General features: G+C 70.3%; 22 protein-coding genes. 13 read left to right on the top strand and 9 right to left on the bottom strand.

The features are described 5' to 3' along the window. Position 1 precedes the first annotated feature (1 nt). Positions 2-1,507 carry a P-loop ATPase, Sll1717 family gene (locus tag JCO01S_RS15700; protein ID WP_157074543.1) on the bottom strand — a complete coding sequence of 502 codons (1,506 nt, stop codon included), beginning with the start codon at positions 1,505-1,507 and terminating at the stop codon, positions 2-4. Between the two features lie 30 nt (positions 1,508-1,537). Between JCO01S_RS15700 and JCO01S_RS15415 the strand changes: the two genes are divergently transcribed. After that, positions 1,538-1,756 (top strand): biotin/lipoyl-containing protein, encoded by a 219-nt coding sequence (locus JCO01S_RS15415; protein WP_084342791.1) that lies wholly within the window; start codon positions 1,538-1,540, stop codon positions 1,754-1,756. 137 nt (positions 1,757-1,893) lie between these two features. Here JCO01S_RS15415 and JCO01S_RS09125 read toward each other — a convergent pair whose 3' ends face one another. The 3 genes from JCO01S_RS09125 to JCO01S_RS09115 form a co-directional block, all read right to left on the bottom strand. Continuing rightward, positions 1,894-2,145: an antitoxin gene (locus JCO01S_RS09125; RefSeq protein WP_068254266.1), complete on the bottom strand. Its 252-nt coding sequence runs from the start codon at positions 2,143-2,145 to the stop codon at positions 1,894-1,896. 61 nt (positions 2,146-2,206) lie between these two features. Then, positions 2,207-2,830 (bottom strand): LysE family translocator, encoded by a 624-nt coding sequence (locus tag JCO01S_RS09120; protein WP_218002251.1) that lies wholly within the window; start codon positions 2,828-2,830, stop codon positions 2,207-2,209. Then, positions 2,827-3,636 carry a class I SAM-dependent methyltransferase gene (locus JCO01S_RS09115; protein ID WP_068254169.1) on the bottom strand — a complete coding sequence of 270 codons (810 nt, stop codon included), beginning with the start codon at positions 3,634-3,636 and terminating at the stop codon, positions 2,827-2,829. The genes JCO01S_RS09120 and JCO01S_RS09115 overlap by 4 nt, the downstream gene beginning before the upstream one ends. Positions 3,637-3,798: 162 nt before the next feature. Between JCO01S_RS09115 and JCO01S_RS09110 the strand changes: the two genes are divergently transcribed. Continuing rightward, a complete protein-coding gene (locus tag JCO01S_RS09110; protein WP_068254166.1) occupies positions 3,799-4,395 on the top strand; it encodes a CGNR zinc finger domain-containing protein in 597 nt (198 codons plus the stop codon). An 8-nt stretch (positions 4,396-4,403) separates the two neighbouring features. Here the strand turns inward: JCO01S_RS09110 and dusB are convergent, their stop codons facing one another. Continuing rightward, positions 4,404-5,636, bottom strand: coding sequence for a tRNA dihydrouridine synthase DusB (gene dusB / locus JCO01S_RS09105; RefSeq protein WP_068254163.1), 1,233 nt, complete (start codon positions 5,634-5,636; stop codon positions 4,404-4,406). Between the two features lie 49 nt (positions 5,637-5,685). Here dusB and JCO01S_RS15695 point away from each other — a divergent pair, with 49 nt between their 5' ends. The 3 genes from JCO01S_RS15695 to JCO01S_RS09090 are packed head-to-tail and all read left to right on the top strand — an operon-like array spanning position 5,686 to position 8,161. Next, entirely contained in the window at positions 5,686-6,357 is a 672-nt protein-coding gene (locus JCO01S_RS15695; RefSeq protein ID WP_068254160.1) for a DUF5808 domain-containing protein, read from the top strand. Beyond that, entirely contained in the window at positions 6,354-7,325 is a 972-nt protein-coding gene (locus JCO01S_RS09095; RefSeq protein ID WP_068254156.1) for a cation diffusion facilitator family transporter, read from the top strand. The genes JCO01S_RS15695 and JCO01S_RS09095 overlap by 4 nt, the downstream gene beginning before the upstream one ends. Further along, positions 7,322-8,161 (top strand): sulfurtransferase, encoded by an 840-nt coding sequence (locus JCO01S_RS09090; RefSeq protein WP_068254153.1) that lies wholly within the window; start codon positions 7,322-7,324, stop codon positions 8,159-8,161. Before JCO01S_RS09095 ends, JCO01S_RS09090 begins: the two co-directional genes overlap by 4 nt. On the opposite strand, the gene JCO01S_RS09085 is transcribed toward JCO01S_RS09090, so the two are convergent. Continuing rightward, positions 8,145-8,888, bottom strand: coding sequence for an alpha/beta fold hydrolase (locus JCO01S_RS09085; protein ID WP_068254151.1), 744 nt, complete (start codon positions 8,886-8,888; stop codon positions 8,145-8,147). The two genes, JCO01S_RS09090 and JCO01S_RS09085, sit on opposite strands and share 17 nt — an antisense overlap. Before the next feature lie 5 nt (positions 8,889-8,893). Continuing rightward, positions 8,894-10,300 carry a glycine--tRNA ligase gene (locus tag JCO01S_RS09080; RefSeq protein ID WP_068254150.1) on the bottom strand — a complete coding sequence of 469 codons (1,407 nt, stop codon included), beginning with the start codon at positions 10,298-10,300 and terminating at the stop codon, positions 8,894-8,896. Between the two features lie 84 nt (positions 10,301-10,384). Here JCO01S_RS09080 and JCO01S_RS09075 point away from each other — a divergent pair, with 84 nt between their 5' ends. The 6 genes from JCO01S_RS09075 (at position 10,385) to JCO01S_RS09050 (ending at position 15,113) form a co-directional block, all read left to right on the top strand. Beyond that, positions 10,385-10,693: a DUF6703 family protein gene (locus tag JCO01S_RS09075; protein ID WP_157074541.1), complete on the top strand. Its 309-nt coding sequence runs from the start codon at positions 10,385-10,387 to the stop codon at positions 10,691-10,693. Positions 10,694-10,753: 60 nt separating this feature from the next. Then, complete coding sequence (locus JCO01S_RS09070) at positions 10,754-11,698, top strand: metal ABC transporter substrate-binding protein (protein ID WP_245634383.1); 945 nt, start codon at positions 10,754-10,756, stop codon at positions 11,696-11,698. Then, on the top strand, positions 11,689-12,513 hold the full coding sequence (locus tag JCO01S_RS09065; RefSeq protein ID WP_084342787.1) for a metal ABC transporter ATP-binding protein: 825 nt from the start codon (positions 11,689-11,691) through the stop codon (positions 12,511-12,513). The genes JCO01S_RS09070 and JCO01S_RS09065 overlap by 10 nt, the downstream gene beginning before the upstream one ends. Further along, positions 12,510-13,511, top strand: a complete 1,002-nt coding sequence (locus JCO01S_RS09060; RefSeq protein WP_068254143.1) for a metal ABC transporter permease — start codon at positions 12,510-12,512, stop codon at positions 13,509-13,511. The genes JCO01S_RS09065 and JCO01S_RS09060 overlap by 4 nt, the downstream gene beginning before the upstream one ends. Next, positions 13,508-13,921 (top strand): Fur family transcriptional regulator, encoded by a 414-nt coding sequence (locus JCO01S_RS09055; protein ID WP_068254140.1) that lies wholly within the window; start codon positions 13,508-13,510, stop codon positions 13,919-13,921. Before JCO01S_RS09060 ends, JCO01S_RS09055 begins: the two co-directional genes overlap by 4 nt. 106 nt (positions 13,922-14,027) lie before the next feature. Beyond that, entirely contained in the window at positions 14,028-15,113 is a 1,086-nt protein-coding gene (locus JCO01S_RS09050; RefSeq protein ID WP_169796922.1) for a sulfotransferase family 2 domain-containing protein, read from the top strand. Between the two features lie 4 nt (positions 15,114-15,117). On the opposite strand, the gene JCO01S_RS09045 is transcribed toward JCO01S_RS09050, so the two are convergent. After that, positions 15,118-15,897 carry an isoprenyl transferase gene (locus tag JCO01S_RS09045; RefSeq protein ID WP_068254133.1) on the bottom strand — a complete coding sequence of 260 codons (780 nt, stop codon included), beginning with the start codon at positions 15,895-15,897 and terminating at the stop codon, positions 15,118-15,120. Next, the gene (gene recO, locus JCO01S_RS09040; protein ID WP_068254130.1) at positions 15,894-16,640 is read right to left on the bottom strand and encodes a DNA repair protein RecO; all 747 of its coding nucleotides are present in this window, start codon (positions 16,638-16,640) and stop codon (positions 15,894-15,896) included. The genes JCO01S_RS09045 and recO overlap by 4 nt, the downstream gene beginning before the upstream one ends. Positions 16,641-16,742: 102 nt before the next feature. Here recO and JCO01S_RS09035 point away from each other — a divergent pair, with 102 nt between their 5' ends. Further along, on the top strand, positions 16,743-17,363 hold the full coding sequence (locus tag JCO01S_RS09035; protein ID WP_068254128.1) for an alpha-ketoglutarate-dependent dioxygenase AlkB: 621 nt from the start codon (positions 16,743-16,745) through the stop codon (positions 17,361-17,363). Between the two features lie 38 nt (positions 17,364-17,401). Next, on the top strand, positions 17,402-17,857 hold the full coding sequence (locus tag JCO01S_RS09030) for a carboxymuconolactone decarboxylase family protein (protein ID WP_068254127.1): 456 nt from the start codon (positions 17,402-17,404) through the stop codon (positions 17,855-17,857). The last annotated feature ends 49 nt before the right edge of the window (positions 17,858-17,906 follow it).

Genomic DNA, 17,906 nt, shown 5'->3' with positions numbered 1-17,906 from the left:
GTCAAGTTTCGCTAATATCAAGCGACTCCTTAAGCCCGCGATGCACCAGAAATGACCGCGCATCGGGTACAAGCTTGACTGACTCGCCTTGATAGCGAAAGTGATGACTCCTCCCCGATCCACTACTTCTGGTTTTCTCGAAGCCGACGACAGAGAAGTCATAGAAGAAACCGAGCAACTCCTCGGGGCCACCCCAAGGAAGACGGGTCCGTGACGCAATTCGCTGATAGGCGGCGTCAAAGTCCTTCCGCGTGAAACTCGCCGCCCCGATGGCCTTGAGGACCTCCAGGCCCTCCTCCCACTTCGGCTCCGCCTCGCCAAGCTCATCATCCAACTCCAGTTGAAAGTATTCAGAGTAGGAACCCCTAGCCGCCTTGATGTCATCATTCGTGATCTTCAGTTCCCCTTCACCCCCTTCGCGTTCGGCGCGATCCTTCGCCTCGGCCAGTGCGAAATTGCAGAACTGGATCACGTCTCGCGGACGCAGGAAGGTCCGAAATGTGATGTGGTGAAATTTGTGCTGGGTTCCGCGCGTTAGCCTATCCTCGAACGCTTCCTCCCAAGCCCCTTCCTCATAATCAAGCCCCAGCGACTCCTTTATCCGCCAGTCCATCAACTCCTTGAGACTGGCGTCGTTATAATTCAAGTCGTCGTTCCACATCAGCTCGACTCGATTTGCATTGCGAATCTTATTCTTGTCGCCAAACTTAAGAATATCAAATATATCTGACCGCAGGAATACGATGGGTCGCACGGGAACGCCACTCCTTTTTGCCCAGCTCGCAAACCTCCTGACGGCAATCAGAAGCCCAATTATGCGGCTTACGTAGTTTTTATCGTCAGGCGAGAACCCAAGATCGAGCTCATCAAAGAGGACGTACGTTGTTGGCACCTCGCCACCAACAGACCCCAACTTCAATTCAAGCCACTCATTGAGACGTGAAAGTGTTTCTCCGAGGGCAGCAGACTGACTCGACCGCTTACCAGAGACTCCACCAAGACCCGAACCAGCGAACTGGGGACTTACGTTGACTGCATCCAAGGAGAGACCAGCGCCCGGAAATACCTTCTTAAAGTCCAATCTCGTCGAGCCATAGTTGTCTCTCAAGAATTTGGCAACTTCACCAAGAGCTCGATTTACGAAATGAGGGAGGTCGACGCTTCCCGATTCTAGAATTTCAGAGAGCGCAGTCACAAGAATCAGAAATTTCCACGACTCGACAAACCGCTCAGCCTCGGTGACGTCTGTCGAGGCATACTTGTAATGGGCCGACCATGGGTACTGAGCGAACGAAAGCGACGCCGCCAAGTCGCCATTCGTGCGTCGGGCCTCATTTGCGAGAGCCATGTAGAGAGCAGTTTTTCCGGAGCCCTTGCGACCGACTACTACTTGTCGCTCACCGGAGCGAAGTGCCTCAAAAGCTGGAGTCCGGACGAAAAATCGATCAATATCATCGTCCTCGGCAGCACTCCCACCGAAAGATTGAATTTCCCTGAGTGATGGCATGCACGACCTCCAAGCCGGTAACGGGCGCCTATTCCCGATGCTACTGGAATACGCAGCGATCTGAACGTTGGTAGTCAGCCCCAGGTGACGGACAGCTCGGCTCGGGCGATCTGCTCACGCTGGGCGGAGAAAGGTGACCGGGTCGAGTCGGGCGACACCGTCGCCACCATCGAGGCGATGAAGATGGAGGCCGGCATCACCACCGCCATCGCGGGGACGGTCTCGCGCACCGCCATCAACAGCCAGTAGCAGGTCGAAGGGGGCGGCCTCCTCGACATCGTGGAGTGAGCCGGTGTTCGAGGGGTGGGGTCGGCCCGACTCAGGACGTAGGCCGCCCAGCGGCCGGAGTCCAAGGGCCGCGCCCCACTCCTCGGAGACCGGAGAGCTCAGCCCTGGTGACCACCGGGCGCCTGGCCGTCGGTGCCACCGCCCTGCTCACCGAGCCTGCTGACGCCGTCCTTCGCGGCCCCCTTCGCCTTGTCGATCTGGCCCTCGAAGCGGCCCTTGGTCGCCTTGTTGGCCGTGTCGCCCGCCTTGTCGAGCCCCTCACCGATCTTGTCGCCGTACTGGTCCGCATACTTGCCGGCCTTGTTCTTCAGCTCGTTGCTGCGCCCGAGCAACTTGTCGAGAAACCCCATGGTCTCCTCCATCGATCGGTTTCGATCGCCCCAGCCTACCCGCTGGCCCCGGCGGCACACCTCACGCGGCGACGGCCACGACCGCGAGCGAGATGTAGGTCAGGCAGGCGCCGACCCGGACCAGCCGCGCCCCCCGGGCCGAGGACTGCACGCGGGTGGCCAGCCCTCCGGCCCCGAGCGCGTAGGCGCCGTCGCAGCAGAGCGCGAGCAGGACGAAGCACAGCCCCAGCGACGCGAGCTGGTGGGTCATCGGCCCCCGGTGCGGGTCGACGAACTGGGGCAGGAAGGCGAGGAAGAACAGCGCCGTCTTCGGGTTGAGCAGGTCCACCACGAGGCCCTCCCGGAAGAGCTGGCGTCGACTCGGCGCGGCACCTGCCGGGCCCGCTCCCTGCCCTCCGCCACGCAGCTCCCGCAACGCCAGCCACAGCAGGTAGGCCGCACCCCCCCAGCGCAGCAGGTCCAGCGCGACCGGGGTGCGCTCGAGCACCGCGGCCAGTCCCGCGGTCGCCGCTGCCACGTGGACCAGGGCACCCGCCTCGATCCCGAGCACGGAGCACAGACCTGCTGCCCGCCCGTGCTCGAGACTGCGGGTGACGACGTAGAGCACGGACGGCCCGGGCAGTGCGACGATCGCCAACGTCGCTCCCCCGAAGGCCAGCAGGGTCGCGAGCGTCGGCAGCGTCACACCGGCCTCCGCCCCCTCGTGCAGACGAACTGGTAGAACCACGCCGTGAACCCCGGGTCCAGCATGAGCTCGCGGTAGCGGGCCAGCTCCTCCTCCGTGGCGCCTGCGGCACGCAGCGGGGCGTCCGCCTGCAGGTTCAGGTTCCGGTGCAGCAGGCAGCCGTGGTCCCCGCCGACATTCGTCCGGGACCACTCCGTGGCCCGGACCTCCTCGAGGCCCTCGCGGGCCATCCGGTCCGGCACCTCGGCCCCCCACTGGAAGGAGATCCCGCCGGCCGGTGAGACGACGTCCATGGACAAGTGCTGCATCCGCTCGAAGAGCTCCCGGTCCGAGGACCGCGGCGCCGCGAGGACCCGCGGTGGGCGAGGCGTCAGCTCGCCGAGCACCAGCCACCCTCCCGGGGCCAGTGCCCGCACCAACTCGGTGAGGACGCGTTCCCGCTGCGGCAGGTGCGTCAGCACCAGCCGGGCGTGGATGAGGTCGAAGGGCCCGCCGGGCGGCACCCCCTCGGTGATGTCGCCCCGGTGGATCTCCACCCCGGGGTGCCGAGCGATCTGCTCGGTGGCCACGTCCGTGGCGACCACCCGACCCCCCGGCACGACCCGCTCGGCCAGCCAGCGGGCGATCGATCCGCTGCCGGCGCCGATCTCGAGGCAGTGGTGCCCCGGTCCGATCCCCGTCCCCTCCAGCCACCGTGTGGTCGGATCGTCCAGCAAGCTCTCCAGGTGCCCCACGTGCTCGGCCCCCAGGTCCGAGCCACTGTCGAAGAGGTAGTCCTCCTCCGTCCTCGTCTCCCCCACGTCCACGTCCCCTTCCTCGTGCGGTCGGTCCCAAACCCCCCTGGTCTGAGTCGTCCGGACAGCGAAGCAGGGAATACCTAATGGGTCAAGGAGATTCTTGGGCATTAGTTGACAAGACTCCGCGGCACGCCTCGTCACACGGTCCGAGCGAGCGGATACCATTAGTGGGTGATCCCCCTGCCCTCCGGACTCCCAGTCCTCAACAGCGAGCCCCCCGCGCTGGACCTGGTCAACACCCACCTCGTCCTCGCGGACACGTGGGTCGACCTCCTCGAGGACTCGGCTGGCCGCACGGAGTGGCTCGCGATGGAGACCGAGCGCATGGGGCTCGACGTCGACCCCCGCACGCTCACCGACGCCGACTGGCGAACCCTCCAGGAGCTGCGTGATCACGCCGCCGTGACCATCGAGGCCGCCCGCCACGAGAAGCGGCCGCCGCGACGTGCCGTCTCGGCGCTCAACGACGTGGCCGCAGCCGCTCCCGCCGCGAGTCGCGCGCGGTGGGACGGCAGCCGTCTGGTCGCGGCGCCGCACCGGAGCGGGCCGGTCGGCAGCCGGGTGGCCGCCGGCTTCGCCGACGCGGCGGTGGAGCTCCTCACGTCACCGAACATCCTCAAGGTGCGCCGCTGCGAGGCCCCGGCCTGCGTCGTGCGCTTCCTCGCCCGCAACCCCCGCCGCCGGTGGTGCACGCCGGAGATCTGCGGCAACCGGGCACGCGTGGCCCGGTACTACATGCGCCGCAAGGCGGAGGCGAACGCACGTTGAGCTGAGGCTCAGCCCCCGTCGACGACCGACTGCTCGGCCTGGGCGACCTGCGCCTGCTGGTCCTCGTCGAGCTCCCGGCTGGCCAGCCAGTTCTCCGGCAGGTGGACCACGCGCGAGGAGCCGGCACGGCCGCGCTGGCCCTCGGCCGCCTCTCCCGGCCAGGGCGTGTCGGGGTCGAGGGTCGCGATGAGCTCGTCCAGGGCGGTCAGGGAGTCCACGAGGGCGAGCTGGTTGCGGATCCGCGAGCCGGCCGGGAAGCCCTTGAGGTACCAGGCGATGTGCTTGCGGATGTCGCGGCAGGCCTTCAGCTCGTCGCCGTGGAAGTCGGTGAGCAGCTCGGCATGGCGACGCAGCGTCGCCCCGACCTCACCGAGCGTGGGCCGCACCCGAACCGTCGTCCCGGCGAAGGCGGCGGCCAGGTCGGCGAAGAGCCACGGCCGACCCAGGCAGCCGCGCCCGACGACGACGCCGTCGCAGCCGGTCTGCTCGACCATGGCCAGCGCGTCCTCGGCGGACCAGATGTCGCCGTTGCCCAGGACCGGGACCTCGGTGATCTCCTGCTTCAGCAGGCGGATGCGCGACCAGTCGGCGGTGCCGGAGTAGGCCTGGCTCGCGGTGCGCGCGTGCAGCGCGACCGCGGCCACGCCCTCGTCGACGGCGGCCCGCGCCGCGTCGAGATAGGTCAGGTGCTCGTCGTCGATGCCGGCGCGCATCTTCACGGTCACCGGCACGTCCCCCTTCGCCCCCTCGGACACCGCCGCGGCGACGATGGAGCGGAAGAGGTCGCGCTTCCACGGCAACGCGGCGCCGCCGCCCTTGCGGGTGACCTTCGGGACGGGGCAGCCGAAGTTGAGGTCGATGTGATCGGCCCCCTCCTCGGTCACGAGCATCCGCACTGCCTTCGCCGTGGTCGCCGGGTCCACGCTGTAGAGCTGGACGCTGCGGGGGACCTCGTCCTCGTCGTGCTCGATGAGGCGCATCGACTCCGGCGTGCGCTCGACGAGCGCGCGGGAGGTGACCATCTCGTTGACGTAGAGGCTGTGCGCCCCCGTCGCACCGCTGGCGGCCAGCCCTGCGTCACCGGCCTCGCGGCAGATCCGGCGGAAGGCCCGGTTCGTCACGCCGGCCATCGGCGCCAGGACGACCGGGGACTCGATGACGTGGCGCCCGATCCGCAGGGGCGGCAGCACCCGCTCCCCGGTGGTCGCGGCGGTGTCGGTGGCTTCGGTCAGAGTGGTCATGGCGAAGCCCAGTGTCCCACCGTGCTGCCCGCGAGGGACAATCGAGGGCATGAGTCGGCCACGGACCCAGCAGGAGACGAAGGGGGAGGCTCCCGCCTCCCTTCGCCCGGCCCTGCCGTGGCTGCTCGGCATGCTCGCCCTCGGGGCGCTCGCGATCGTCGTCGGCCTCGTGCGCCTCGATCAGCTGCCCGACCCCTACCCGGTCCACTTCGGACCGGCGGGTGACCCGGACCGCTTCGAGGCGCGCTCTACCGTCACCGTCCTCATGCCGGCAGTCGTCGGGCTGCTGAGCGGTCTGGCCGTCTTCGCCACGCTGCTGCTCGTGCGCTCGCAGGGGCACGGCCGACTGGTGCAGCCGCTCGCCGCGCTCGGCTTCGTCATCGGTGGCGGGATCTCGCTGGTGTCGCTGGCGCAGTACCTCTCCGAGGACGCCGTGGCGCCCGGATGGGGCCTCTGGCTGGTCCTCGCCGCGATCCTGGCCACCCTCGTGTGGATCGTCGTGGCCTCGCTGCGCTCCGGCGGCGGCTCGCGGGACGACCGGGAGGGATGGCGCCTCTGGGGCCTGGTGTACGCCGACCCGGAGGATCCCCACGTCTTCGTCCCCAAACGGACCGGGGTCGGCACGACCGTCAACTTCGGGCGGCCGATGGGCTGGGTCGTCATGGCACTGATCCTCGTGCCCGCGGTCGCGGTCATCTGGTTCGCGGCGAGCGTGGGATGAGCCCGGAGACCGGCGGCCTGCCGCGCGGCGCCCTGGAGAAGTTCGCCTGGCTCTCCATCGGCGCCGCCCTCGCGACGATCGCGCTGAAGGCCGGCGCCTGGTACGTGACCGGCTCGGTCGGACTGCTCGCCGACGCCGCGGAGTCGATCGTCAACCTCGTCGCGGCGGTCGCGGCCCTCGTCGCGCTGCGCGTGGCGGCCCGGACCGCCGACGACAACCACCACTTCGGGCACAGCAAGGCGGAGTACTTCTCGGCGGCGCTCGAGGGCGGGATGATCTTCGTCGCCGCCGGCTTCATCATCTGGCAGGCGATCGGCCGGCTGCTCGACCCGACACCCATCGACCAGGTCGGGCTGGGGCTGGGCATCTCCGTGGTCGCCTCGGTGATCAACGGTGCCGTCGCCGTCGTCCTGCTGCGGGCCGGTCGGGCGCACCGTTCGATCACGCTGCGCGCCGACGGCCGGCACCTGCTCACCGACGTGTGGACCTCCGTCGGGGTGATCGTCGGCGTGCTGCTCGTCGCCGTCACCGGCATCGACCGCCTCGACCCGGTGGTCGCGCTGCTCGTGGGCGCGAACATCCTCTGGACCGGGTGGCGCCTCATCGACGAGTCCGGCCGGGGGCTGATGGACGAGGCGCTCCCCCCGGAGACCAACGCCGGGATCGCCGCCGTGCTCGCCGGGCTGCGGACCGACGACGTGGACTTCCACGGGCTGCGCACCCGGGTCGCCGGTCATCTCTCCTTCGCCGAGATGCACCTGCTCGTGCCCGGCTCGTGGTCGGTGCGACGCGCCCACGACACCGCCGAGGAGGTCGAGCAGGCACTCATGCGCGCCGTTCCCGGGCTGCAGGTGACGACCCACATCGAGCCGCGCGAGGACCCGCGGGCCTATGCCGACTTCGGCAGCTACGAGGTACCGATCGAGGCCCCGGAGGACTCCGGGACCGACACCGAGGAGGCGACGTGAGCGCACTGATCACCCCGACCGAGCTGCACGAGCGGCGGCGCCGCGAGGACCTGACCGTCCTCGACGTGCAGTTCACCCTGGACGGACGGGGCCCGGCGCTCTACGCGGACGGCCACCTGGCGTCGGCCCCCTTCGTCGATCTGGACGCGGTGCTCGCCGGTCCGGCCGGTGCCGGTGGTCGCCACCCGCTGCCGGACCCGGACGTGCTGCAAGCCGGGCTGCGGGCGGCCGGCGTCGCTGACGGCGCGACGGTGGTCGTGTACGACCAGGCGACCTCGCTGTCCGCCGCGCGGGCGTGGTGGGTGCTGCGGTGGGCCGGGCTGACGGACGTGCTCGTGCTCGATGGTGGCCTGCAGGCTTGGCGCGCAGCGGGTTTCGAGGTCGTGACGGACCCCGTGCAGCCGCGACCGGGCGACGTGACCGTCCGGCCTGCCTCGCTGCCGGTGCTCGACGCAGACGCGGCCGCCGGGATGGCCGCCCGCGGACGGCTCGTCGACGCCCGGGCGGCCGAGCGCTTCCGCGGCGAGACCGAACCGATCGACCCGGTCGCCGGTCACGTCCCGGGGGCGGTCAACGTGCCGATGTCGGACCTGACCAGCGACGAAGGGAGCCTGCGCCCCCCGGAGGAGCTGCGGGCGCGCTTCGCGGAGGCGGGGGTGACCCCCGGCACGGAGGTCGGCGCCTACTGCGGCTCCGGCGTCACGGCCGCGCACTCCGCACTGGCCCTGCACGAGATCGGGATCGAGGCGGCGGTCTACGTCGGCAGCTGGAGCCACTGGGTCACCGACCCGGCCCGGCCGGTCGCCACCGGCCCCGACGTCAGCCCAGGGTGGTGATGAAGTCGGTGAGGGCCGCGGCGACGGGGACCGGGTGGGTGACCGGGGCGAAGTGGGTCGCTCCACGCACGTGCACCACCTGCAGGTCACGGCGCAGCCGTTTGGCCATGGCCTCCCCGACGCGGAACTGGTCGTACTCGCCGTTGATGGCCAGCACGGGGGCGTCGACGTCGACGAGCAACCGCAGATCGACCTCGTCCATGACCGCGTCCCAGGAGTCGGGGATCGCCCCCAGACCGGGGCCCCGGGCCACGACCGCGTCGGTCACCTCGTCCCCGATGATGCGGCGCATCCCGGCCTCGTCGGACCCGCGGATCGTGTCCGCCCGCCTCGGGTCCTCCAGTCCGGTGCGCAGCAGGCCGCCGACGGCGCGGTAGATGCCGGCGAGCCGGCTCGAGGGCTGGGCGGTCGCCCCCATGAGGACGAGCCCGTCGAGGATGCGGTGGTTGCGTGCGGCCCAGGTGAGGGCGACGTAGCCCCCGAGGCTGTGGCCGGCGAGCACGATCCGGTGCCGACGGGGGTCGAGGTCGAGGACGGCCTCGGTGACCGCGGCGCGGGCCCCCGCCAGCGTGAAGCGCTCACCCGCCGCGTGACCGTGCCCGGGCAGGTCGAGGTGGTCGCAGACGACCCGGCCGAGCAGCTCGCGCTCCAGCGGCACCCACGCGGCGGCGTTGAGGCGGCTGCCGTGGACGAGCAGCAGCCGGACGTCCGCACCCGCCGGCGCCACCCGGATCAGCTACCGAGCAGCTTCGGGGCGAGCCACGCCTCGACCTGGTCGAGCGAGACCCGCTCCTGGGCCATCGTGTCCCGGTCCCGGATGGTCACGGCCTGGTCCTCGAGGGTGTCGAAGTCGACCGTGATGCAGTACGGGGTGCCGATCTCGTCCTGGCGGCGGTAGCGCTTGCCGATCGCCTGCGCGTCGTCGAAGTCGACGTTCCAGTTCTTGCGCAGCTGCGTCGCCAGGTCGCGGGCCTTCGGGGAGAGGTCGGCGTTCCGCGAGAGCGGAAGCACGGCCGCCTTGACCGGTGCCAGCCGGTGGTCCAGGCGCAGCACGGTGCGCGTGTCCACGCCCCCCTTCGCGTTGGGGGCCTCGTCCTCGGCGTAGGCGTCAACGAGGAAGGTCATGATCGAGCGGGAGAGCCCGGCCGCTGGCTCGATGACGTACGGCGTGTACTTCTCGTCGTTCGCTTGGTCGTAGAAGACCAGGTCCGTGCCGGAGTGCCTGCTGTGGCTGGTCAGGTCGAAGTCGGTGCGGTTGGCGATGCCCTCGAGCTCGCCCCACTCGTTGCCGGCGAAGTTGAAGCGGTACTCGATGTCGACGGTCCGCTTTGCGTAGTGGCTCAGCTTCTCCTCAGGGTGCTCGAAGTGGCGCAGGTTCTCCGGCTTGATCCCGAGGTCGGTGTACCAGCGGGTGCGCTCCTCGATCCAGTACTCGTGCCAGTCCTCGTCGTCGCCGGGCTTGACGAAGAACTCCATCTCCATCTGCTCGAACTCCCGCGTGCGGAAGATGAAGTTGCCGGGCGTGATCTCGTTGCGGAAGGACTTGCCCGTCTGCGCGATGCCGAAGGGCGGCTTCTTCCGCGAGGTCTGCAGCACGTTGTTGAAGTTGATGAAGATCCCCTGCGCGGTCTCCGGGCGCAGGTAGTGCAGCCCGGACTCGTCCTCGATGACGCCCAGGTAGGTCTTGAGCATCATGTTGAACTCGCGCGGCGCGGTCCACTGCCCCCGGGTGCCGCAGTCAGGGCAGACGATCTGCGACATCGGGACCTCGTCGGGGTCGATCTCCTTGCCCTTCTTGGCGGCCTTGTCCGCGAGGGCCTCCTGCAGGTGGTCCTGGCGGTGGCGCCGGTGGCAGCTGAGGCACTCCACGAGCGGGTCGCTGAAGGTGCCCACGTGGCCGGAGGCGACCCAGGTCTCCCGCGGCAGGATGATCGAGGAGTCCAGACCGACGACGTCGTCGCGGCCGATGACCATCGAGCGCCACCACTGGCGCTTGATGTTCTCCTTCAGCTCCACGCCCAGGGGTCCGTAGTCCCAGGCGGAGCGGGTACCGCCGTAGATCTCCCCGCACGGGAAGACGAATCCCCGGCGCTTGCAGAGGTTGACGACGGTGTCCACGGTGGAGGTCGGCTTGGCCATGGGGGCAGGCTAACGTTCCGCGCCCGCGGGCCGCCCATCGGCCTCGATGACGAAGGGGGCCCGCGCCCCGCCTACCCTGAGGGGGTGAGCAGACCGCCTTCGCAACGCCCCGAGCCGGTGGCGACCAATGCCCTCGAGCGGGCCAGCCTCCCCGCGATCACGTTCATCAGCCGCCTCCCCCCGGCCGTGCCGATCATCGTCGTCTTCGCGCTCGTGCTGATCGGCGGCTTCCTCGGCCCGTGGGGCGCGATCGCGTGGGGCCTGGTCATCCTCTACCTCGCGTGGATGCTCGCCCTGAGCTGGCCGCGCCTGACCGTGGCGGAGCGGCTGATGCGGATCGCGGTCATCGTCCTCATCGCCGGCCTGACGGTCATCCAAGTGGTCCCCCGCTGATCGCCCTCCCCCCGAGATTGACAATCATTCTCACTTAAGTTGAGAATGATTGTCATGTTCATGACCCGTGCACTGCAGTGCGCCTGCTGCCTCTCCCTCATCACCGCAGCCGGCTGCACCGGCCCGAGCAGCACAGGGTCCGAGGACGGCCGGCTCGAGGTGCTCACCTCCTTCTACCCCCTCGAGTACGCCGTCGAGCAGATCGGCGGGGAGCACGTGGTGAGCAGCAACCTGACCCAGCCGGGGACCGAGGCCCACGACCTCGAGCTGACGCCCAGGCAGGTGCTCGAGGTCAAGGAGGCCGACCAGCTGATCTACCTGAAGGACTTCCAGCCCGCCGTCGACGACGCCGCGGCCGGGGCCGGCGACGCGGCCTTCGACGTGGCACCCGCCGCGCACCTGGCCCCGGAGTCCGCGGAGGGCGAAGGGGGTCACGACCACGAGGGCCACGACCACGGCGAGCACGAGGGCCACGATCACGGTGGGATGGATCCCCACTTCTGGCTCGACCCGACGCGCTACGCCGACGTCGGCGAGGCGATCGGTGACCGGCTGGCCGAGGCGGACCCGGAGCACGCGGCCGACTACCGGGCCGACGCGAAGGACTTCGCCAAGCGGCTGCACCGGCTCGATCGAGAGCTGAGCTCGGGCCTGGCGGACTGCGAGCGCCACGAGCTCGTCACCGGCCACGCCTCCTTCGGCTACTTCGCCGACCGGTACGGCTTCACCCAGGAACCCATCGCGGGCCTGAGCCCGCACGACGAGCCGAGCCCGAGGGTGATGGCCGAGCTGATCCACCACATCCGCGACGAGGGGATCGAGACGGTCTACACCGAGCCGCAGCTGCCGGCGGCACTGGCCGAGACCATCGCCGACGACGCCGACGCCACGGTCGCCGTGCTCGACCCGATCGAGGGCCTCTCGGACGACTCGAAGGGGTCGAACTACTTCCAGGTCATGCGCAGCAACCTCGCCGCGGTGCAGGAGGGAGCAGCATGCAGCTGAGGACGAGAGCGACGCCCGCGGCCGCCGGGGCCGAGCCGGTCCTGGAGCTGCGGGGCGCGGCCTTCGGCTACGAGGACCGCACCGTGGTCCGAGATGTCGACCTGACCATCGGCCGCGGCGAGGTCGTCGCGGTCCTGGGCCCCAACGGCGCCGGCAAGTCCACCCTCGTGCGCGGTCTGCTCGGGCTGGCCGACCTGCACCGCGGCAGCGGTCGGGTCGGCGGCGCCCCCCTCAGGTCACGCGCGGCGGCAGCGGGTCTGGGCTACGTCCCGCAACGGCACACCCTCGCCTCTGCCGTCAAAGCGACGGCCGAGGAGATCGTCACCATGGGACGCACCGTGCGCACACCATGGTGGGCGCCGTGGCGGGTCCGCTCCCTCGCCGACCGGGCCCTGGTCACCGAGGCCCTGGCCGTCGTCGGCCTCGGCGACCTCGCCCAGCACGACGTCGCCACCCTGTCCGGGGGCCAGCAGCGGCGGGTGCTCATCGCCCGGGCGCTGGCCAGCCGACCCGAGGTCTTCCTCATGGACGAACCGACCGCCGGTGTCGACCGGGGCCACCAGCAGGTCCTCACCGCGGTGATGCGCCGGCTCGTCCAGCGCGGCGCCACGCTCGTCATCGTCACCCACGAGCTCGCCCCCCTCGCCGACGTCGTCACCCGGGCGGTGCTCGTCCGCGGCGGCCGCGTGGTCCACGACGGCCCCCCTTCGCAACTGCCGGGCGACCTCGGTCCCGCCGATCACGACGTCACGGCGCCGACCGCCCCCTCCCCCGTGCAGACCACGGCGCTCCCACCGACCGGAGGCCCGCGATGATGGACCTGCTCAGCCTGGAGTTCATGCGCAACTCGCTCATCGCGGCGCTGCTGGTCGGCGCGTCCGCACCACTGGTCGGGGTCTTCCTCGTCCAGCGCGGCCTGTCCCTCATCGGCGACGGGATGGGCCACGTGGCGCTGGCCGGGGTCGGGGTCGGGGTCTTCACCGGCAACTCCCCCGTGCTGACCGCTCTCGTGGTCGTCGTGGCCTGTGCGGTCGCGATCGAGGTGCTGCGCCACCACGGCCGCACCGGCGGGGACCTCGCGCTCGCGGTGATGTTCTACGGCGGCATCGCCGCCGGTGTCGTCACGATCTCAAAGGCACCCGACGGGTCGAGCACCAACCTGCAGGGATACCTCTTCGGCGCCCTCAACACCGTCTCCCGGGGCGACCTCATCGCCTTCGCGGTCCTCGCCGCGGTCGTGCTCGTGACCGTCCTGCTGCTGCGCGACCGGCTCTTCGCCGTCGCCCAGGACGAGGAGTACACCCGCGCCTCGGGTCTGCCGGTGCTCGCGACGAACATCCTGCTCGCGGTGCTCACCGGCGTCACCGTCGTCATCTCGATGCGCGTCATCGGCCTGCTGCTCATCAGCGCCCTGATGATCCTGCCCAATGCCACCGGGCAGCACCTGGGCCGTTCCTTCCGCGGGAGCCTCCTCGCGGCCGTCGCCGTCGGACTGCTCACCAGCGCCGGCGGCGTCTTCACCAGCTTCTACGCCGACACCCCCTCGGGGGCGACGATCGTGCTGCTCGCGATCGCGGTCTTCGTGGCCTCCGCGCTCGGCTCCTGGCTGCTCCACCACTCCCGGATGACACGCCACCGCAGCGCCGAGACCCACGAGCACGTGCACTGGGAGGAGTGCGGCCACGACGTCGTCCTGCACGGCGACCACGTCGACTACCTGCACGACGGTCACCGGCACGCCCGCCACGGGGACCACTGGGACGAGCACGGCGACGTCCCCGGCGCCGAGGGCGATCTCGAAGGGAGCCGATGATGAGCAGCGGAACCACCACCAGACGTCCGACCCGCCAGCGCATCGCGATCGAGCGCGACATGGAGGGTGTGGACGGCTTCCGCTCCGCACAGGAGGTCCACGCCAGCCTGCACCGTGGTGGCGAGCGGATCGGGCTGGCCACCGTCTACCGCACCCTGCAGGCGATGGTCGCCGAGGACATCGTCGACACCCTGCGCACCGACGAGGGCGAGCAGGTCTTCCGCCGGTGCAGCACCGGGCACCACCACCACCTCGTCTGCCGCGACTGCGGCCGCACCGTCGAGGTCGAGGGGCCGACCGTGGAACGCTGGGCCGACCGGGTGGCGGCCGAGCACGGCTTCACCGATGTCGCGCACACCCTGGAGCTCTTCGGGCGCTGCACCGACTGCGCCGGTGACCACGGAGGCTGAAAGGGCGTCGCGCAGCGGGTCTCGCGGGCACGGAGCGGGACTCGGCGATCCACGTGTGGTAGACGTTGACGTTCACGCCACACTCGTCGCCGGACCGAACGAAAGCATGCCTGCTCCCACCACACCCTTGCTCAACGGCATCGCCCCGCCCCCGAACTCCTTCGTGCTGCCGGACCACAAGATGGTCTACATGTCGGTCACGAAGGCGGCCTGCACCAGTCTGCGCTGGATGGTCGCCGATCTCGCGGGTGAGAACCCCCAATCCTTCGTCGGCGCGATCGGAGGCCAGCAGAGCCGCCTCCTCGGGATCCACGGCGGGCGCCAGCGCTGGCAACGGACCCCGCAGCTGACCCAGCTGCCGCCGGAACAGCTGGCGGCCATCGACCCCACGGACGACTGGTTCGTCTTCGCCGTCGTCCGCAGCCCCTTCAGCCGGCTGTGGTCGGCATGGGAGTCGAAGTTCCTCGTGCGGCACGCGAGGTACGTGGAGATGTACTCCGACCAGCCGTGGTTCCCCCGCACGCCGACGTCGGCGGAGCAGGTACTCGAGGACTGGCGCGCCTTCGTCCACGCCCGCCCGTGGGAGACCCACCCCGAGCTGCGTCACGACGTTCACTTCCAGAACCAGGTGCGCTCGGTGCGTCCCCAGAGCGTGAACTACACGAGGGTCTACGGCCTCAAGGAGCTCGGCACGCTCTTCGCCGACGTCCACGCCCACCTCGAGCCGCTCGGCAAGGACCAGCCGCTCTACACCCCTCGTGCGAACGAGACCCCCCTGGCCATGACGCCGGAGGTGCTCGAGGGAGGGGTCCGCGAGATCATCGAGGACTCCTACGCCAAGGACTTCGACGCCTTCGGCGAGCGGTGGAGCTTCGAGAGCCTCAGCTTCGTCGACGGCTGGTCCGCCGATGCCATCGACCACGCCGCCCACCACACGGTCGCCAACCAGCGCATCGGTGACCTGAGCGCCGCCGCGCGCGGGCTGCGGCGGGACCTCAGGCACGCCGATCGTGATCTCGAGCGCACCAATCGGGAGCTCCAGCACGCCGACCGAGAGCTCCAGCGGCTCACCGAACGGTCGCGCACGGAGTCGCAGTCCGGCCCGGAGACGCCGGGTGCCCTGGCCCGGGACCTGCGTCGCCTCCGCCGGCGTGCCACGCGCACGGTGCGCTCGGCCCGCCGGCGGGGCTAGGCCGTCACGCGCCCGGGGCGTCGACCGCCCCGCCGTAACGCCGGTCCCGCCGGGCGTATGTCTCGATGGCCTCCCAGAGGTGGCGGCGGTCGTAGTCCGGCCACAGCGTGTCCTGGAAGACCATCTCCGCGTAGGCGGACTGCCAGAGCAGGAAGTTGCTCGTGCGCTGCTCGCCGGAGGAGCGCAGGAAGAGGTCCACGTCCGGCATGTCCGGCTCGCTGAGGTAGCGGGCGATGGTGCGCTCGTCGACGCGCGAACCCTTGAGCCGTCCGGCGGCCACGTCGGTCGCGATCCCGCGCACCGCGTCAGCGATCTGGGCGCGGCCACCGTGGTTGACGCAGAAGTAGAGCGTCATCGCGTCATTGTCCCGGGTCATCTCCTGGGCGATCTCGAGCTCCTTGATCACCGAGCGCCACAGCTTCGGTCGCCGGCCGACCCAGCGCATCCGCACGCCCCAGGAATGCAGCTGGTCCCGGCGGCGGCGGATCACGTCACGGTTGAAACCCATGAGGAAGCGCACCTCCTCGGGCGAGCGGCGCCAGTTCTCGGTGGAGAAGGCATAGCTCGACAAATGCGGCACCCCGATCTCGAGCGCGCCGGCGACGACGTCGAGCAGCGCCCCCTCCCCCGCCTCGTGCCCCTTGGTCCGGGGCAGGCCACGCTGGTTGGCCCACCGACCGTTGCCGTCCATGACGATCGCCACGTGGTTCGGGATGAGCTCGGCGGGCACCGGCGGCGGCGTGGCACCGCTGGAGTGGGCGAAGGGGGTGGCGTAGCGACTCATCCGGTCCTCTGGTGTTGGCTGCGGTCGACGTGGCGAAGGGAGAGCACACCGCGCTCGAGGTGCCACTGGAGGAAGGCCGAGGTCAGCCCGGACCCCTCCCGCCGATGCCGCACCAACGAGGCGTCGGCGACCACCCAGTCACCGGTCAGCAGTGCGGCGAGCAGCTCGAGGGTCTCGGGGGCGGGTGCCGAGGAGCCAGGTACCCGGCAGTCGCGGCACAGCACCCCACCGGAGGCGACGTGGAAGGCGCGGTGCGGGCCGGTCTGGCCGCACCGGGCGCAGTCGTGGAAGCTCGGCGCCCAGCCCGAGACGGCCACCGCCCGCAGCAGATAGGCGTCCAGGACCAGCTCGGAGGCGTGCTCGTCCTGGGCGAGGGAACGCAGTGCTCCGGCGAGCAGCAGGTGGTGCTGCACCGCCACCTGGCCCTCCTCGGTGAGCCGGTCCGCGGTCTCCAGGACGGCGGCTGCCGCGGTCCACCGCCGGTAGTCCCGGGCGATGGTGTCGCCCCAGGGGTCAAGGGTCTCGGCCTGGGTCACGGTGTCCAGGTTGCGCCCCTCGTAGCACTGCAGGTCCACGTGCATCCCGGGCTCCAGGCGGGCACCGAAGCGGGACTTGGTGCGGCGCACCCCCTTCGCCACGGCACGGATCTTGCCGCGCTCGCGGGTGAGCACGGTGATGATCCGGTCGGCCTCACCCAGTTTGTGGGTGCGCAGGACGACCCCGGAGTCGCGGTATAGGGGCACCGGACCATTCTCTCCCCTGCCGGCGACAGCGATCGACACCCCTCGGCCCCGGGCGATCCTCTCGAACACCAGTTCGAGGGATGGTGGTATGTTTGAGGGGTGATGGCGCTGCAGTCCTCGCTCTTCGACGACGCACCGACCCCGACCCTCGGGCGGCTCGGCGCAGCCCACCGCCGCCACCTCGACGAGAGCGCCTGGCTGGACCTGCTGCCGGGGTGGGCGACCGGCGCCGACGAGGTGCTCGCCACGCTGCTGCGCGAGGTCCCCTGGCGCTCGGAGCGGCGCCGAATGTACGACTCCGTCGTCGACGTGCCGCGACTGCTGCGTTTCTACGCTGAGGACGAGCCCCTCCCCCACCCGCTGCTGACGGACATGCGCGAGGACCTCTCCGCGCACTACGCCCGCGAGCTCGGCGAGCCCTTCGTCACGGCCGGGCTGTGCCTCTACCGCGACGGCGCGGACTCGGTCGCCTGGCACGGGGACCGCATCGGGCGCGGCCGCGAGGAGGACACGATGGTCGCGATCGTCTCGCTCGGCTCCTCCCGGCACCTGGCGCTGCGCCCGCGCGACGGCGGCGCCTCACAGCGGGTCTCGCTCGGGCACGGCGACCTGGTCGTCATGGGCGGCGCCTGCCAACGCACCTGGGACCACGCCGTCCCCAAGACCAGCGCGACCGTGGGGCCGCGCGTGTCCATCCAGTTCCGGGTGAGCGGAGTCCGTTGAGAGGCTCCACACCCACGTCAGGAGAGGAAGCGATCACCATGAGCGCACGGCTCGACTACTTCTCGGTCGACCCCGAGGCGGGCAAGGCCGTCCTGGGGATGGAGACCTACGTCCGCAGCAGCGGGCTGGACACCGGTCTCTACGAGCTGATCAAGCTGCGGGCCTCGCAGCTGAACGGCTGCGCCTTCTGCCTCGACATGCACGCCCGCGACGCCCGCACGAACGGCGAGGAGCAGCGCCGGCTGGACATCCTCGTCGGGTGGCGGGAGGCGCGGGACTTCTTCACCGAGGCGGAGCAGGCCGCGCTGGCCCTCACCGAGGCGGTCACGCTCATCGGCGAGCAGGGCGTGCCCGACGAGGTCTGGGAGGCCGCCGCGGCGCAGTTCTCGAAGGAGGAGCTGGTCCAGGTGCTCCTCGCGATCGCCACGATCAATGTGTGGAACCGGTTGGCCGTGGCCACCCACCAGCAGCTGCCGAAGGACCCCGGGGCCTGAGCAGACGGGGCGAAGGGGGCCGGTGACCGGCCCCCTTCGCCCCGCCGCC

The organism is Janibacter corallicola NBRC 107790 (genome assembly GCF_001570965.1).
GTDB classification, from domain to species: Bacteria; Actinomycetota; Actinomycetes; order Actinomycetales; family Dermatophilaceae; genus Janibacter; species Janibacter corallicola.
This window is presented reverse-complemented; position numbering and strand designations above follow the sequence as displayed.

Excerpts from the sequence above, each read along its gene's own strand:
- JCO01S_RS15700 (WP_157074543.1), bottom strand. The coding sequence starts at position 1,507 with ATGCCATCACTCAGGGAAATTCAATCTTTCGGTGGGAGTGCTGCCGAG.
- JCO01S_RS09125 (WP_068254266.1), bottom strand. The coding sequence starts at position 2,145 with ATGGGGTTTCTCGACAAGTTGCTCGGGCGCAGCAACGAGCTGAAGAAC.
- dusB (WP_068254163.1), bottom strand. The coding sequence starts at position 5,636 with ATGACCACTCTGACCGAAGCCACCGACACCGCCGCGACCACCGGGGAG.
- JCO01S_RS15695 (WP_068254160.1), top strand. The coding sequence starts at position 5,686 with ATGAGTCGGCCACGGACCCAGCAGGAGACGAAGGGGGAGGCTCCCGCC.
- JCO01S_RS09095 (WP_068254156.1), top strand. The coding sequence starts at position 6,354 with ATGAGCCCGGAGACCGGCGGCCTGCCGCGCGGCGCCCTGGAGAAGTTC.
- JCO01S_RS09080 (WP_068254150.1), bottom strand. The coding sequence starts at position 10,300 with ATGGCCAAGCCGACCTCCACCGTGGACACCGTCGTCAACCTCTGCAAG.
- JCO01S_RS09070 (WP_245634383.1), top strand. The coding sequence starts at position 10,754 with ATGACCCGTGCACTGCAGTGCGCCTGCTGCCTCTCCCTCATCACCGCA.
- JCO01S_RS09065 (WP_084342787.1), top strand. The coding sequence starts at position 11,689 with ATGCAGCTGAGGACGAGAGCGACGCCCGCGGCCGCCGGGGCCGAGCCG.
- JCO01S_RS09060 (WP_068254143.1), top strand. The coding sequence starts at position 12,510 with ATGATGGACCTGCTCAGCCTGGAGTTCATGCGCAACTCGCTCATCGCG.
- JCO01S_RS09055 (WP_068254140.1), top strand. The coding sequence starts at position 13,508 with ATGATGAGCAGCGGAACCACCACCAGACGTCCGACCCGCCAGCGCATC.
- JCO01S_RS09050 (WP_169796922.1), top strand. The coding sequence starts at position 14,028 with ATGCCTGCTCCCACCACACCCTTGCTCAACGGCATCGCCCCGCCCCCG.
- JCO01S_RS09045 (WP_068254133.1), bottom strand. The coding sequence starts at position 15,897 with ATGAGTCGCTACGCCACCCCCTTCGCCCACTCCAGCGGTGCCACGCCG.
- JCO01S_RS09035 (WP_068254128.1), top strand. The coding sequence starts at position 16,743 with ATGGCGCTGCAGTCCTCGCTCTTCGACGACGCACCGACCCCGACCCTC.
- JCO01S_RS09030 (WP_068254127.1), top strand. The coding sequence starts at position 17,402 with ATGAGCGCACGGCTCGACTACTTCTCGGTCGACCCCGAGGCGGGCAAG.